This window comes from Oscillatoria salina IIICB1 (assembly GCF_020144665.1).
Lineage (GTDB): Bacteria > Cyanobacteriota > Cyanobacteriia > Cyanobacteriales > SIO1D9 > IIICB1.
The window spans coordinates 31,151-47,649 of the sequence record NZ_JAAHBQ010000034.1 but is presented as its reverse complement, the minus strand read 5'-3'; the positions used below and the strand labels follow the sequence as shown (position 1 = coordinate 47,649).

9 protein-coding genes are annotated in these 16,499 nt (G+C 41.3%); 5 read left to right on the top strand and 4 right to left on the bottom strand.

All coding sequences use genetic code 11. The features are described from left to right. Positions 1-78: 78 nt before the first annotated feature. Complete coding sequence (locus G3T18_RS11895; RefSeq protein ID WP_224410772.1) at positions 79-2,415, top strand: putative PEP-binding protein; 2,337 nt, start codon at positions 79-81, stop codon at positions 2,413-2,415. Between the two features lie 498 nt (positions 2,416-2,913). Further along, the gene (locus G3T18_RS11890; protein ID WP_224410788.1) at positions 2,914-3,486 is read left to right on the top strand and encodes an RNA-guided endonuclease InsQ/TnpB family protein; all 573 of its coding nucleotides are present in this window, start codon (positions 2,914-2,916) and stop codon (positions 3,484-3,486) included. Positions 3,487-3,644: 158 nt separating this feature from the next. Here G3T18_RS11890 and G3T18_RS11885 read toward each other — a convergent pair whose 3' ends face one another. The 4 genes from G3T18_RS11885 to G3T18_RS11870 all read right to left on the bottom strand — a co-directional run bounded on the left by G3T18_RS11885 (position 3,645) and on the right by G3T18_RS11870 (position 8,234). Further along, the gene (locus tag G3T18_RS11885; protein ID WP_224410771.1) at positions 3,645-3,914 is read right to left on the bottom strand and encodes a hypothetical protein; all 270 of its coding nucleotides are present in this window, start codon (positions 3,912-3,914) and stop codon (positions 3,645-3,647) included. A gap of 491 nt (positions 3,915-4,405) precedes the next feature. Beyond that, entirely contained in the window at positions 4,406-5,572 is a 1,167-nt protein-coding gene (locus tag G3T18_RS11880; protein ID WP_224410770.1) for a baeRF7 domain-containing protein, read from the bottom strand. A 450-nt stretch (positions 5,573-6,022) separates the two neighbouring features. Further along, positions 6,023-7,564, bottom strand: coding sequence for a gluconokinase (gene gntK, locus G3T18_RS11875; RefSeq protein WP_224410769.1), 1,542 nt, complete (start codon positions 7,562-7,564; stop codon positions 6,023-6,025). Between the two features lie 19 nt (positions 7,565-7,583). Beyond that, positions 7,584-8,234, bottom strand: coding sequence for a DUF1361 domain-containing protein (locus G3T18_RS11870; protein WP_224410768.1), 651 nt, complete (start codon positions 8,232-8,234; stop codon positions 7,584-7,586). 864 nt (positions 8,235-9,098) lie between these two features. On the opposite strand from G3T18_RS11870, the gene G3T18_RS11865 reads away from it, so the two are divergent. From G3T18_RS11865 to G3T18_RS11855, 3 genes are all read left to right on the top strand, one after another. Then, positions 9,099-10,418: a serine/threonine protein kinase gene (locus G3T18_RS11865; protein WP_224410767.1), complete on the top strand. Its 1,320-nt coding sequence runs from the start codon at positions 9,099-9,101 to the stop codon at positions 10,416-10,418. A gap of 96 nt (positions 10,419-10,514) precedes the next feature. Then, the gene (locus tag G3T18_RS11860) at positions 10,515-11,867 is read left to right on the top strand and encodes a serine/threonine protein kinase (RefSeq protein ID WP_224410766.1); all 1,353 of its coding nucleotides are present in this window, start codon (positions 10,515-10,517) and stop codon (positions 11,865-11,867) included. Between the two features lie 318 nt (positions 11,868-12,185). After that, on the top strand, positions 12,186-16,457 hold the full coding sequence (locus tag G3T18_RS11855) for a CHAT domain-containing protein (protein ID WP_224410765.1): 4,272 nt from the start codon (positions 12,186-12,188) through the stop codon (positions 16,455-16,457). Positions 16,458-16,499 lie beyond the last annotated feature (42 nt).

Genomic DNA, 16,499 nt, shown 5'->3' with positions numbered 1-16,499 from the left:
ACTGCGCTCTTTCTTTTCTGTTGTAACTTGTTTACTTCTCAACAGCATTGGCAATTACGAAGTTGACATACTATTCGAGTGGAAAATTTCTCCTGGCTGAATCAGATTCAATCCTCAGATTATCCAGAAGTTGGAGAAAAAGCATTTGCTTTAAGCCAACTCGCACAACGTGGCTATCCGGTAAGCGATGGTTTTGTGATTCCTGCTGCTAGTTTCCAAGAGTTTCTTACTCTTGTGGCTGAGTCGGAACCTTTATTAGCTCAATTACCTAATTCATTTTTACAAATTAATCTCGACGATCGCGAAACTTTGCAGTTGACGGCACAAAGATTGCGTCGGGCGATCGCTGCTACTTATTTACCGGAAGTTTGGTTATCTAATTTAATTGCCCAGGCGACTAGTTTAAATTCTCCTAGTTTGATTTTACGTGCTTCTCTTCCCCAACCATTAACTGGTTTACTCCCTGCCCAAATTTGTGCTTGTCAAAAAGACAGTTTAGCTACCAATCTCAAACAAGTTTGGGGAGAGTTATTTAGCGCTCATTGTTTATTTTACTGTTTCCGCCATCACCGCGAATTTCCTTTAGATTTAGCAATTTTAGTGCAAAGCGCGATCTCGCCTGTAGCTTCTGGGATAGTGGAAACTGATGGTACGATTGCCCGCATTCAAGCTAATTGGGGTTTTGGACACAGTATTGTTAAGGGAGAGGTTCTCCCAGATTTTTTTCAGGTTGTTATGGCAACTGGTGAAGTGGAACGGCGACAAATCGGTCACAAAAATCGTGCTTATCGGCTCAATCTTGAAGAACATAGTTTAGAAGCTTATTTACTCAGTGAAGAAGAACAAAATAGTTATGCTTTGAGTGATGAGGATTTGGGTGAATTAATCCGGGTGATTCAACTTCTTGCTACTGGGAACGAGCCGCACTTTCATCTAGAATGGATTTTTGTCCCTATGTCAGAATCTAGTTCTTCTCACAAGCTATATTTAACTCAATTCGATTCTCCCCAATTACCATCTCCAGAAGTAGCCCCTACTATCGAACTTCCCAATTTAATTGTTAAAGGTTTATCTGCTTCTGGGGGACGCGCGATCGCTCCGGCTTTTCTTGTCCCCGATGTCAGAGAAGATTTACCAACTATTCCACCTAACTGTATTTTAATTACTTCTAGTATTGTTCCTGATTGGTTGCCTTTACTTTATCAAGCTGCCGGTGTGGTTGCAGAAAAATCTGGACTTACTTCTCATGCAGCAATTATTGCTCGCGAGTTAGGTATTCCGGCTGTGGTTGGTGCTACTGGTGCAATCGAAAAAATTCAACCTGGAGAGTCACTTTTAATTGATGGCACTCGCGGTGAGGTTTATCGTTTGTCTCCCAGAAAATCAAGTTCTACTCAAGTTCCCACTGGGTCATCTTTAGAGTTAGAGGAAACGGTTTTACCCTGTTTGGAAACTCAAGACAATCCTCCTACAGCAACTACTGTTAATCGAGTTTCTAGTTATCCAATTGCCACACAGTTATTCGTCAATCTCTCCCAAACTAATACTCTGGCTAAAGCTGCTCAATTACCTGTGGATGGCGTGGGTTTGTTGCGCTCGGAGTTACTAATTTTAGAGTTACTGGGAAATCAAGCACCGAATTGGTGGTTACAGCCGGAACGAAAGCCTATTTTTATTAAATTATTAGCTGGGGCAATTACTCAGTTTGCGGCTGCTTTTGCACCCCGTTCTGTTTTCTATCGTTCTACTGATTGGCGAGATCCAGAGTTACCTCGTTTTTTTGACCATCTTCCTAACTCGAAATCTCAACTTAATCCTCTCCTCGGACAACGAGGAACTTTTACTTATTTGTTACATCCAGAATTATTTGTCGCTGAATTACAGGCTTTGGCTTTGGTTTTTCAGCAAGGTTACAACAATCTTAGTTTGATTTTGCCTTTTGTCCGCAGTGTGGATGAGTTTGTTTTCTGTCGTCAACGAATAGTAGATTTGGGCTTAAATAAGCAGGCTAATTTTCAACTTTGGATGATGGCAGAAGTGCCTTCGGTTTTGTTTCAGTTTCAGGAATATGTTGCCGCAGGCGTTCAGGGGATTTCTATCGGTACTAATGATTTAACTCAGTTACTTTTGGGTGTAGACCGCGAAAATGCCGATCTAGTAAGTTTGTTCGACGAGCGTCATCCTGCTGTTTTGGCTGCGGTTAAACAGTTAATTGATTTAGCGAAAGCGACGGAAATTCCTTGTTCGATTTGCGGTCAGGCTCCGGTGCTTTATCCGGAATTAATTGATAGTTTGGTACGTTGGGGGATTAGTTCTATTTCTGTGGAAGTTGAGGCGGTGGAAAAAACTTATCAGGCAATCGCTCGTGCCGAACAACGGATTATTTTGGAGGCAGCAAGACGAAGGTTAGATTAGTTGGGTTTTAGAAGAGATTTTTAACCACAGATAAACGCAGATAAACGCGGATGATTGAACGGTTGGTTATTGGTTGGTAATTTGGGTAAATATTGCAGTTTGAGGTTGATTGAGGAAATCTTAACCCCCAAATTGCGTCATCTATATATAGATGTGACAATTGCTCAATCTCAAGCTGAAATTAGTGTGATTTAGCACTTGATTTTTAACGACTTGACATGATATTCTGTACACGGTGGAGAATGACCGCGCAAAAAAAAAAGACGGTTTCGCGACTAAAGTAATTACGGGTTTTAGAAGAGATTTTTAACCACAGATAAACGCAGATAAACGCGGATGGTGAAGCGGTTGGTTATTGGTTGGTAATTTGGGTGAATATTGCAGTTTGAGGTTGATTGAGGAAATCTTAACCCCCAAATTGCGTCATCTATATATAAAAGCCCCGTTCTTCTAGGACGGCTTTTTATTTCTGTGTTCTAATTTAGAAAGAACGAGCTAATCAAGGGTCATAAGTTCTTTAAGGAGTCTGAAGGCAAGCTTAAATTGCTGCAACGGAAACTGAAGAATAAGAAAAAAGGCTCTGAACGTTGGTTGCAAATCAAAAAACAAATTGGATTGCTGCACGAGAGAATTCACAACTGTAGAAAAGATTTTTTCTTTAAGACTGCTCACCATCTTTGTGACCAAGCAGGGATGATATTTGCTGAGGACTTGAATTTGAAGGCATTGGGTAGGTCTGCTTTAAGGAAAGCTTGCCTAGATGCGACCTGGGGTTCATTCCTCAACATACTATCATTCGTTTGTTGGGAAAGAGGTATTTATTTTGCAAAAGTAGACGCAAACGGAACCAGTCAAATTTGCCCCAACTGTAGGGTTAATTGTGGTAAGAAAGACTTGTCTCAAAGAATCCACCATTGCAATAGTTGTGGCTATCAAACCGACAGAGATGTAGCAGCAGCCCAAGTGGTAAAAGAACGTGGACTAAGTACCGTCGGGCAGACGGGAAAAATGCTCACCGAGGGTAAAGAAATCGGGGCTGGAGTTTATACTCCAGCTAGACTCTCTCTATGACGTGAGAATCCTCGCTCCTTTAGGACGGGGAGTTGTCAAGTGAGATAACCAATAAGGTTGAAGAAGATCGTCAGTTAACTACGATTCTCCCTCATCCCTCGATCTCCTTTGATGGATAACTGGTTAAACGGACTTGATTTTAGGCTTCTCGGTGAGAATTATCTTCCTAGGTACTTCGATGCCAAGTAGAGTCCGATCATCCCTTGAAGTTGAGTGTCTTGTTGTTCTCTTGTGTTATTAGCCGGATAATCTTGCCAATCACAAGTTAATTCTGTCTGAACTTGGTTAACTTCATGGGGAGGGACTTGTGCCGCAACTTGTTTTATTGTTCCATTGAGTAAAGTTAGTAACAATGCGAGAAAAAATAAGCATTGGTAGTCTAAAAAACGTCGAAAATAGAGAAACATTGCGTAATTTTTTTTTGCCATTTTTGCCCAAGTAAGTATATAATTTAAAAATCGCTGGAAACAAAAGACCCCTGCCCAAGTATAATTTTATACTCGCTCCCAGAATCTTAAGTGACTAACGTATCTCCCAAAAGGTTATCCAGTAAGCATTTCAGGCATTAAAGCCCAAGATCAATTACTTAGATATACTGAGAGTCTTTACGATCTAGTATACAAAAAGGCGGTTAGACGCATCCGGAAAAAAAGGCGTTTTTGGGGGTTTGCGGCGGTTTGCTGTCAGAATTTTGTTTGTCTTAAGAAAAAGGGAGTTTTTAGAAGTATAAGCGAGAATGAGCGAGAATGAGCGAGAATGAGCGATTTGGGTATAAAGGGGAAGGTAGTAGCTGAGAGAGGCTACGGTGTTAGTCATGGGTGGGAAAAAAGGGGAATTTTTTGTCTCCACGAGAAAAGACGGTGGTATGGAGGGATAGTTCCCTGAAGGGGTAGAGGGGAGTTTAAGCCCCGAGGAGAGATTAGTAACGGAAAATAGCCGCTAGAGGTGCGGGTGTGTCCAGATGATGAGGTGCGATCGCAAAAACTGTACCGCCGTTGAGTAAGGTATGCAGCGCCGCTAAATCCAATAAATCTTCGTCTCCTGGTTGTTCGGAATCGTGTAACTCAACCGCATTATTTTCTCGGTTAAACTTCCCCCACTGCTGATGTCCGACAGTAACGAATAAAGTATCCACACGCTGGTAGAAAGCAGCTTTCACAATTTCGGAAACATCGCTAGAGACTACCTCTGGTGAATTACCGGCAAACTCGTGAAAGCGATTAGCAGCATCTTTTTGTGCTTGTTGGAAATGGGGTTGGACGATCGCCCAAGCTTGGTCGTGCAAATCTTGGGGAACCATATTTTCTGGATTACCATTAATTCCCTCAGCGAGTAAATGAGGATAACTATTCGTTTCCTGATAAATCGGTTGGAGATATTCTACACCAGCCAAAACCAAAGGAACTTCGCGCGATCGCAGAAACTCTTGTAAACCAGCATCAAGTTTATCGAAAAAGCGTTTAATATTTTCCTTATCCTCAGTCGTACCAACTCCTTGACCGTGATAAATCGGACTAGGGAAACCGACACCCTGACCGCCATCACTACTATGATATTGAACTTGTTTTTCCGGGTCATCGTATTTCAAAGCTTCCGCCAAAGACTGAGGAACTTCTTCGAGACTATTGAGATTAACCTCTTGAATGCGATCGCGCGTTCCTTCAAGCAAGCGAACTTGATTTTGCGACAAACCTAAAACATAGAATTGACCATCACCAGTTAGTAAGGGTAGCAAAGGTTTGAGATGGAAACGAGAACCAACCACGACCAATTCTGCAAATTCCTGGGGTACGCGGTAATAGCGAATAAAATTATCCGCTAGGAAAATTACCAGTCCGTGATTTTGGTAACGCCAGAAATTAACATTATCTAACTGCCATGCAGGTTCGAGAAACCTTACCGCCTCAGCACGATCTAATCCATTAGCGATTAAACCTTTCTCCGCTTCTCCCATTAAATTCTTGAAACGAATGGGATTTTGTCTAATTTCTTGTCCCGCTTCCACCGTCGGCATATAAATCGAGACACAATGCCCTTTGGCGGAGTTTACCAATGTTTCTAGTTCATTTTTAGACAAAAGTGCCATATAAACTCTTTCCTCAACTTAACTTACAATTCACTTAACAGACGCTCTCATGTCACACCATAGTGGGAAGGAAATTTTTCGTTATTTCTCGAAAAACCTAGATTCAGCATCTCTGACAATCGAGAGTCCCCAATAAAGGTTATCAACCAAATCAACTCGTAAAACCTTAGCTGTGATTGGGTTTACGATTGTAGATTGTGGTTTAAATTACCGGAAATAATTACCTAACTTATCTTCATTGCAGCAAAAAATCTTCGACGCTTCATCTTTCTAGCGATAGGAAAGGGAGATGGGGAGGAGGGGGAAGATGGGGAGGAGGGGGAGGAGGGGGAGGAATTGGGAGATAAACTGTTCACTGGTAACTGATAACTGGTAACTGTTCACTGATAACTGCTAACTGCTAACTGGTAACTGTTCACTGATAACTGGTAACTGATAACTGATAACTGCTCACTGACTAGCGGTTTCTTCCTGAATGCGAGCAATAGCAGCATATTCAGCTTGAAACTTAGTTAACAAACTTGAATACAAAGGCATAATCCTTTCATAGACAGAAACATTTTCCGGAATTGGCTGATAAATGTCGCTGTGACTAACTAAATCTGTCACCACATCCAAAGAAGATATCCTTCCCAAAGCATACAATCCTAAAATTGCTGCCCCAAAACTGGTACTTTCGTGCATTGTGGGAACAGTGATTTCGCGATTAAAAACATCTGCGAGGATTTGTCGCCAGATTGAAGACTTTGCAAAACCACCACTAGCAAGAATAGTATCTCCCTTACCAACCACATCTTCCAAAGCTTGAAAAACGAGGTACAAGTTATAAACCACACCTTCCAAGACAGCGCGAATTAAATGAGCTTTCGTATGACGTAAACTCAAACCGAAAAAACTTGCTCGTGCATTACCATCCCAAAGTGGCGATCGCTCTCCAGCCAAATAAGGATGGAAAATTAAACCTTCGGCACCAGCAGGTGTGGTTTCGGCAATATTATTTAAAAGTTCGTAAGCACCTTTTTGCAGTAATTTTGCTGTGGTTGCTTCGTTAGCTGCTAATTGTTCTCTTACCCAACTCAAAGCAATACCGCCATTATTAACTGCACCACCGACTACCCATTTATCCGTTAATAAGGGATAGCAAAACAAGCGTTGTTGTGCGTCCATTTTGGGTTTGTCTACCATCATTCTCAACGCACCGCTTGTTCCTACCGTCACCGCTACCATTCCACGAGAAATTGCTCCTACTCCTAAATTAGAAAGTACGCCATCAGAAGCACCAATTACTACTGGAATTTCTGGGGCAATTCCCATTGCTTCGGCAAAACCAGAATGTATGGGTTGGAAAATTTCTGTGGGTGGGACTACACGAGATAATTTTTCTTCCGTAATCCCAGCAACTGCTAACGCTTCTTGGTCCCAAGTTAACGTTTTTGAATTAAATAACCCTGTGGTGGCTGCGAGAGCATAATCGACGACATACTCGCTAAAAAAGCGCTGAAAAATATACTCTTTGATGGAAATGAATTTAGCCGCTTGTTGAAATATTTCTGGTTTTTCATGACGCAGCCAAACTAATTTCACAAATGGCGACATTCCGTGAATAGGTGTTCCCGTGCGTTGATAAATTTCCTTGCCGTTATGTTCTGCTTTAATTTTTTCTGCCCAAGGCGCACCGCGATTATCTGCCCAAGTAATACTATTAGTTAATAATTCTCCCTCTTCATCCACAGCAATTAAAGTGTGCATCGCTGTTGCAAAGGAAATACATAATAAGTTTGACAACGGACAATCGGTTAGGACTTGATTTATTGTTGTAATTACCTCCGAAAAAATTTCTTCTGGATCTTGTTCGGCTGCACCGGGAGTAGGACAATAAAGTGGGTAGTTACCAGAATCTTGTCTGACTACTTCACCTTTGTCGGTGAAAAGAACTACTTTTGTGCTAGTTGTGCCAATGTCTACTCCCAGGACATAGTTAGGATTATTCATCTTGTTTGTTTGTCTCTATTCATTCGTTTAATAGCTGTTGTTGAAGAGTTTTGGCGTAGCGAATGCGGAAAATAACGCTCAGGGTAACTTGCTTCACTAACCAGTATAAAACTGTGAGAATGATAAAAGTGATAAACATGACAAAAATTGGTTGTTTCGCTGTTAAGTCATTGACTACACTCATGGCTAATTCGTCGGGCTGAGTAATAAAGTCCCAGCTATTAAAGCGTTTGAAACGTCCTAAATAAATGCCGATTGCACTTAATGCGTGTAAGGTTAATTCTGTGGGGAAAATGTATTTTCTCAATCCTTGCTTGTGCAAGTAATAACCTACATTCATTAATGAGAGTACATAAGCTTCAAATCCGGCGAGAATAAAGATAAAATATTGGGGAATTAAGACTAAGGTGATTATCCAAACTGAGTAGCCGTGACGCGCTGCTTCGATGACGTGAATTGTGTCGGTTAAGACATAGGGAGCGTTGGGTAAAAAGGCGAGAAAAATTACTAAAATTGCCCACCAAAGCGAAGTTCGACGATTGGATAAGCGAAATAACCAAAGGCTTAAAATTAGGGGGATAAAGGCTAAAAATGAGTTCCAAATAATTCGCCGAGTACCTTGGTTTAATACTTTTAAAGCTGTTTCAATCCAGATGATTAGTTTGCTCATCTACGCTTTACTCCCAATCTATATGAATTTACTGTAATTTATTCAGCGCGATCGCCTGAATTTTGGGAAAAAAAGTTTGTTTTACAGATTTGCTCAAAAGTCAAGCACAATTTACAAAAAGTTGCACACTCTCTTGAGTCAGTTGATTTCACTCTCATTGAGTAAGTGCGAGCGCCTGAATTTTGGGAAAAAAGTTTGTTTCACAAAATTGCCAAAAAGTCAAGAATGATTCACACAAAGTTATCAAAGCCTCGGAATTAGTTGATTTCACTCTCATTGAGTTAAGTGCGAGCGCCTGAATTTGAAAAACAAAAAGTTCGTTTCACAGATTTGCTCAAAAGTCAAGCACAATTTACAAAAAGTTGTACACTCTCTTGAGTCAGTTGATTTCACTCTCATTGAGTAAGTGCGAGCGCCTGAATTTGAGAAACAAAAAGTTCGTTTCACAAAATTGCCAAAAAGTCAAGAATGATTCACACAAAGTTATCAAAGCCTCGGAATTAGTTGATTTCACTCTCATTGAGTTAAGTGCGAGCGCCTGAATTTGAGAAACAAAAAGTTTGTTTTNTGAAAAACAAAAAGTTCGCTTCACATATTTGCTCAAAAGTCAAGCATAATTTACAAAAAGTTATCAAAGCCTGGGAATTAGTTGATTTTACTGTTCTTGAGTAAGTGCGATCGCCTGAACCTCAGAAAATCTTGCTGCATATTTTTGCAAAAAAGTCAAGATAAAGTCACAAAAAATTTTCCTTTTAGTGCAAGAAAAGAGTAAAAACTCCGGATGAGCAGCTATGCAACCTGGATTTAGGTGATTAGTACCCAGATTAACGATCGGTTGTTGACATCTAACCTCTAACCTCCACTATGGAAACCCTACAGCATCGACCAGAAGAAATTATTGCCCAGAGGTATCGAATAGTCACCCCTCTAGGGACAGGTTCAGCAGGAACCACCTACGAAGCAGAAGACTTAAGCAACTATCGACGGATAGCATTAAAAGCCTTAACAGTAAATCAGATCCGAGACTGGAAAACATTAGAATTATTTGAACGAGAAGCGAAAATTCTCGCCAACCTCAACCATCCTAATATACCCAAATACCTAGATTATTTTGAAGCATATACAGGCAGCGATCGCCAAATCTACCTAGTCCAAGAATTAGCAACCGGAGAATCCTTAGCCGACTTAATAGCTAAAGGTTGGCATCCCGACGAAGCCGAAGTCAAGCGCATCGCCATCCAAATTTTATCAATCTTAGACTACCTCCACACTCTCACACCACCAGTTTTGCATCGAGACATCAAACCACAAAACCTAATTCGCCAAAGCGACGGTAAAATCTTCTTAGTCGATTTCGGAGCAGTACAAGACATTTACCGCAACACCCTTACTCGCGGTGGTACATTTGTCGGCAGCTTCGGCTATATATCTCCAGAGCAATTTCGCGGCACAGTCGTACCAGCATCAGACTTATACAGTTTAGGAAGTACCCTAATATTTTTACTAACTGGGAATAATCCAGGCGAACTCGAAAAAAAGCGTCTGAAAATCGAATTTCGCTCCCAAGTAAAAATATCCAATCAATTTGGCGACTGGCTAGAAAAAATGCTCGAACCCACCTTAGAAGATCGTTTTTCCTCCGCCAAACTCGCCTTAAAAACCTTACAAAGCAACCAAAGAATACCACCATCCCCAACCCAGGAACTTCAACCACCAATTAACAGTCGCATCACTTTAAATAGAACCAACAAAAAATTAGTTGCCGACATCAATCCCTTACATTCAGGATGGATAATTACCGTCATTGTGTTGTTATTACTAAACGGCTTTTTATGGTTAATTAACTCTTACCTTGCTGCTGCGGGAATTTCTTGGACATATTTGCTACCAATTTGGATTATAGCTGGCTGTTTACTACCATTACCAGAAGCATTATGGTCAAGTGCTGGTAGCAGACATTTAGAAATTGATAGACACAAATTTCGCTTACAATGGCGATTAGGAAATATATCTATTCGCGAACAAAAAGGACGAACTGCCGATATTTGTCAAATTGAAGTAGAAGATTCTCGTTTTATTATCTGGGAAGGAGTGCGTCAAAGAGGATTTAATTACAACAATCTCCGACAAGAAGAGATGAATTGGTTAGCCGCACAAATCACTAATTTTTTACAGCAAATATAGGGATTGGGGACTGGGGATTGGGGATTGGGGATTGGGAAGGTAGAGAGTAGGAAAAAAATTAGCTAGTTATTAATCATTAATTATTAATTGAGAACTATGGAAACTTTAAAGAAAACAGAAAATATTATTGCGGGAAGATATCGTTTGGTTGCGCCTTTAGGTGAAGGAGCATTTGGTACAACCTACGAAGCCGAAGACTTAACTAATTATAAACGAGTAGCAATAAAAATTCTCTCATTACGGGCAGCAACTAACTGGAAAATGTTAGAACTATTTGAACGAGAAGCGAAAGTTTTAGCTAATCTGAATCACCCAAATATTCCCCAATATCTCGACTACTTCCATATCGACACACCAGAAGATCGGCGCTTTTATTTAGTCCAAGAATTAGTAGCTGGTGAATCCTTAGCTGATTTAGTCCAAAAAGGATGGCACGCTAACGAAGAAGAAGTCAAAAATATTGCCAAACAAGTGCTAAAAATCCTGAAATATTTGCATTCTTGGACGCCACCAGTCATTCACCGAGATATTAAGCCACAAAATATTATTCGCCAAAGCGACGGCAAGATATTTTTAGTTGATTTTGGTGCAGTACAAGATGTTTATCGCAATACCTTAATTAAAGGCAGTACATTTGTCGGGACTATTGGTTATATGGCTCCAGAACAATTTCAAGGAGTTGCTTTTTGGGCTTCAGATTTGTATGGATTAGGAGCTACTTTATTATTTTTACTAACTCATAGAAATCCCGAAGAGTTACCTGCAAAAAGGTTAAAAATTGACTTTCGTTCGCGAGTCCAAATTTCATCTGAATTTGCTGATTGGTTGGAAAAAATGCTCGAACCTGCGGTAGAAGATCGCTTTCCATCTGCGGGTAAAGCCTTAGCGAGATTAAGCAAATTGCAACTGCGCCAACTCCAGATTAAACAACCGATGGGTAGTCGTGTAGTGGTGAAAGAAACAAATGGAGATTTACGCTTAGATATTCCTCCGACGGGATGGAAAACCGGGATTATCGTATTACCTGTTTTTGGTTCATTTTTAGGTTTTCCCTTAGTATTTTCTCTAGCAGCCTTAGTATCCGGACAATTTGTTTCCGCGATCGCAATTTTGTTACTTACCAGCCCATTAGGTATCATTGGCTTACTAATGTGGGCGGGATTCTTCTGGGCGATCGCTGGTAAAACCCGTTTGGAAATTAACTTAGATTCTTTTTCTCTGCAAAGAATCTTATTTGGTTGGAAATTTTCTACCTATCGAGGTAAAACTCTCTATTTACAACAAGTTGAAAGAGAAATCGACGCTAACTCAAAAAATAATCAAGCTACCCTTGCTCTCTGGGAAGGAGACAAAAAACACTGTTTTGGTTCAACTTTAACTAAAGTAGAGCAAGAGTGGATTGTAGCTAAAATCACCCATTTTTTGCAGAGAGAACGAAAGCAATTATAGATTCTCCTTAATTTTTTGCCTGAAAAATAATCTCTCGACAGAGATTGAAAATACAAGCCAACTACAAAACTTTATTTAAATTGAGATCGGGATTACAGCTTTGGTTTGAAACTAAAGCTGTAAATTTGTTTCGAGCGATAAATTAACTTTTAACTTAGTTTGGGTGGCAAATAGCTAATTACTCCGTAGTATAGAGGTAGGCGGATTTCTGCAAGAGTTAATATATTAGCGATCTTTAACTATTATTTTGATCTTCTTGCTAAATTAGCCAAAAATGGTCAGTAAGTAAAGTTTACCTGTGTAAAAGAGCAAATACCGATGAAACTCTCCGTCGCCAAGCTAATGCAATGGTTGACAATAATCTTCTTTTCTCACCTAATCAGTAGCACTTCTGCTTTAGCCGAAAGAATCGAACCTGCTGACGATGGGACAGGGACAATTGTCACGATCGATGGCAACCGCTTTGAAATTACAGGCGGTTCCTTATCCAGCGATGGAGGAAATTTATTTCACAGTTTCGAGCAATTTGGGCTTTCGTCCGAACAAATTGCTAATTTTCTTGCCCAACCAGAAATTCGCAATGTTCTGGGAAGAGTTGTTGGTGGCGATCCATCACTGATTAATGGCTTAATTCAATTAACAGGAAGTAATGCGAACTTATATTTAATTAACCCCGCAGGAATTATTTTTGGTTCTGGTGCAAGTTTAAACGTACCAGGAGACTTTACCGCTACAACTGCTACCGGAGTCGGCTTCAACGATAATAATTGGTTTGATGTAATTGGGACAAATAACTACCAAGATTTAGTCGGCAATCCCAGTCAATTTGCCTTTGATGTAATTGAACCAGGAAGTATTGTTAATGCGGGTAATTTATCAGTTTTAGAAGGAAAAAACCTTACCTTAGTCGGCGGTAGCGTCATCAACACTGGACAATTAAACGCCCCCGGAGGAAACATTACGATCGCAGCCGTACCAGGGACAAGTTTAGTAAGAATTAGTCAAGCAGGAAACTTACTAAGTTTAGAAATTGAAATCCCTACCGACGATCGCGGACAACCCTTACCCATAAAACCCTTAGACTTACCAACTTTACTCACAGGAGGAACAGAAAATTTAGCAACAGGAATAAGAGTTTCAGCCACAGGAGAAATCCAATTAAATCGTTCCCAAGCAAGTGTAGCGCCAAAACCAGGAGACACGATCGTTTCCGGAAGAATAAATAGCTCAACACTGAGGAGCGATCGCATTGGAGGTAATATCAATATCATCGGCGATCGCGTCGGTGTAGTAAGTGCCGATATCGCAGCATCCAGCTTCTACGGTGGTGGAAACATTCGTATTGGCGGAGATTACAAAGGAAATGGAGAAATTCCTAACGCTGTCAGAACCTTTGTCAGTGAAGATAGCGCGATCGCCGCCGATGCCTTACTCAATGGTAATGGTGGTAGAGTAATTATCTGGGCTGACGAACTAACTAGTTTTCAAGGTAATCTGACTGCTAGAGGTGGTAGAGATAGTGGCAATGGTGGCTTTGTTGAAATTTCAGGTAGAGAAAACTTAAATTTTAATGGCACAGTTGATGTTAGTGCTAGTAACGGAATTCCAGGAACCTTACTACTCGATCCCCAAAATGTTTTCATTACCAGAAAATCTAATTCTCCCACATTAATTTTAACTTTGTCAAGCATCTTTCAAGAGGATTTTTACTCAGAAGATATAAGCATCGATGCAGATAAACTTGAAAATCAAATCGGCAATATTATTATAGAAGCAACAAACAACATAACTATTGAAATTAATAATACTAACTTAGACTTTAAAAATAAAGATACTATTTCAATTACCTTTACAGCAGATGCAGACCGTGATGGAATTGGGAATTATTATCTCGATCCGAATAATAATATTAGAACTCGTGGCATCCCAATAACCATCGAAGGAGCAAACATTACAGTTGGTGATATAGACACTACTTTTGGTAATGCTAAAGAAGGTGCAGATATTACCTTGTTAGCAAACAATAGAGATGAAATTATTACAGGCGAACTCAATCCTGGTAGCAACGGTATTATTAGCTTGTTAAATAGGTCATTTGAACCGCCTATACCTACCGAACCAACTCAGCCGACAGATCCCGAAACAGAGGAACCCACTCAACCGACCAACCCCGAAATAGAGGAACCCACTCAGCCGACCGACCCAGTGGCTGAAAATCCCACACAACCGACAGATCCCGAAACAGAGGAACCCACTCAACCGACAGATCCCGAAACAGAGGAACCCACTCAACCGACCAACCCCGAAATAGAGGAACCCACTCAACCGACCAACCCCGAAATAGAGGAACCCACTCAGCCGACAGATCCAGTAGGTGAAAATCCCACTCAACCGACAGATCCCGAAACAGAGGAACCCACTCAACCGACAGATCCAGTAGGTGAAAATCCCACTCAACCGACTAACCCCGAAACAGAGGAACCCACACAACCGACAGATCCCGAAACAGAGGAACCCACACAACCGACAGATCCAGTGGCTGAAAATCCCACTCAACCGACTAACCCCGAAACAGAGGAACCCACTCAACCGACAGACCCAGTGGCTGAAAATCCCACTCAACCGACTAACCCCGAAGTAGAGGAACCCACTCAACCGACAGACCCAGTGGCTGAAAATCCCACACAACCGACAGACCCCGAAGTAGAGGAACCCACTCAACCGACAGATCCCGAAACAGAGGAACCCACTCAACCGACAGACCCAGTGGCTGAAAATCCCACTCAACCGACCAACCCCGAAGTAGAGGAACCCACTCAACCGACAGACCCAGTGGCTGAAAATCCCACTCAACCGACCAACCCCGAAGTAGAGGAACCCACTCAACCGACAGACCCAGTGGCTGAAAATCCCACTCAACCGACCAACCCCGAAGTAGAGGAACCCACTCAACCGACAGACCCAGTGGCTGAAAATCCCACTCAACCGACAGATCCAGTAGGTGAAAATCCTACTCAACCATCAGAGGAGGATGAGGAGGACGAGGAAGAGGATAATGAGAGTGAGGTAGTAGCTGAGGAGTCTGAGTCTGAGGCGATCGCGTCTGATTTTCCCCATCCCGTTACTGAAGTGTTAAATCCACTAGCTTTAGAAAATCAAACTACTGGACAAGATACTTCTACACAACCAAATAACTCTGAGTCGTCAGTAGAAGTCAGTGAATCCGAATCAGAATCCGAATCCGAAATTACTTCCGATCCTAATCCGACTCAAGTATATTCTCAAACACGAGCAAGTAATCTAGCAGTAGAAAAATTAGAAAACTCATTCAATCGGGAGTATACGGAATATCTGCAAGTAGAAGTTGTTCCCTCGCTCAATCTTACGCAAGCGAGTAATATTTTACGTCAGTCGGAAGCAACTACAGGCATTAAGCCAGCAATAATTTATGCAGTATTTGTTCCTACCAGTTTATCCCAAGATTCGGCTTCTCAGGAAAGTGAAGCAGCTAAATCTTCGAGTTTAGTTGAATTGGGAGGATCGCGTTACTCACATTCACCGCAAGCTAGCGATCGCCTGGAACTCATAGTAATTACTGGTAATGGTACTTTGCTACGCAAATCTGTTAATGTCACTAGAGCGGAAGTAAGGCAAACAGCGCTGGAATTTTACCAAACTATCGTCAATGTTCGCCACAGTCCTAATTTGGCTCCAGCACAAAAAATGTATCAATGGCTGGTTGCACCTATTGAAGCTGATTTACAACGTTTACAAATTGAGAGTTTAATTTATATTCCTGATGTTGGCTTGCGTACCCTTCCCTTAGCTGCGCTTCACGATGGTCAGGAATATATCATTCAACGCTACAGTGTCGGTATAATGCCCAGTTTGAGCCTTACCGATACTCGCCAAACCGATCTCGATCGCTATCAGGTACTAGCTATGGGAGCAAGTGAGTTTGAAGAGTTAGCTCCTTTACCCGCAGTTGAAACTGAGTTATCGACAATTAGCCGCATTTGGCCTGGAAAAATTTTCCTCAATGATGATTTTACCCTGGAAAACCTCAAGTTACAACAACAGACAAATCCTTTTGGAATTGTTCATTTTGCTACCCATGCGGAATTTCTTCCTGGTAAACCGAGTAATTCTTACATTCAGCTAGCAGATCGTAAGTTGTCTATTTCTCAGTTGCGTTCTTTAGATTGGGACAATCCTCAAGTAGAATTATTAGTGCTTTCTGCTTGTCGGACAGCCCTTGGTAACAACGAAGTAGAGTTAGGTTTTGCGGGTTCGGCGGTGCAAGCAGGAGTGAAGTCAGTAGTGGCAAGTTTGTGGTATATCAATGACATTGGTACGCTAGCGTTGATGTCAGAATTTTACCAGCAACTTCGAGATACGCCGACTAAATTAGAAGCGCTACGACAAGCACAATTGGCGATGTTGGACGGGAGAGTGCGTTTGGAAACTGGAAATCTCGTGACTAGCAAACGAGAATTTCCCTTAGATTCAGAGGTAGAAAAGGAAAACAGTCGCGATTTATCCCATCCTTACTACTGGAGTGCTTTCACCTCGATCGGGAATCCCTGGTGAGAGGGTTATTTGAGCTATTTTTTCCGACTAAAACTGTTGGCA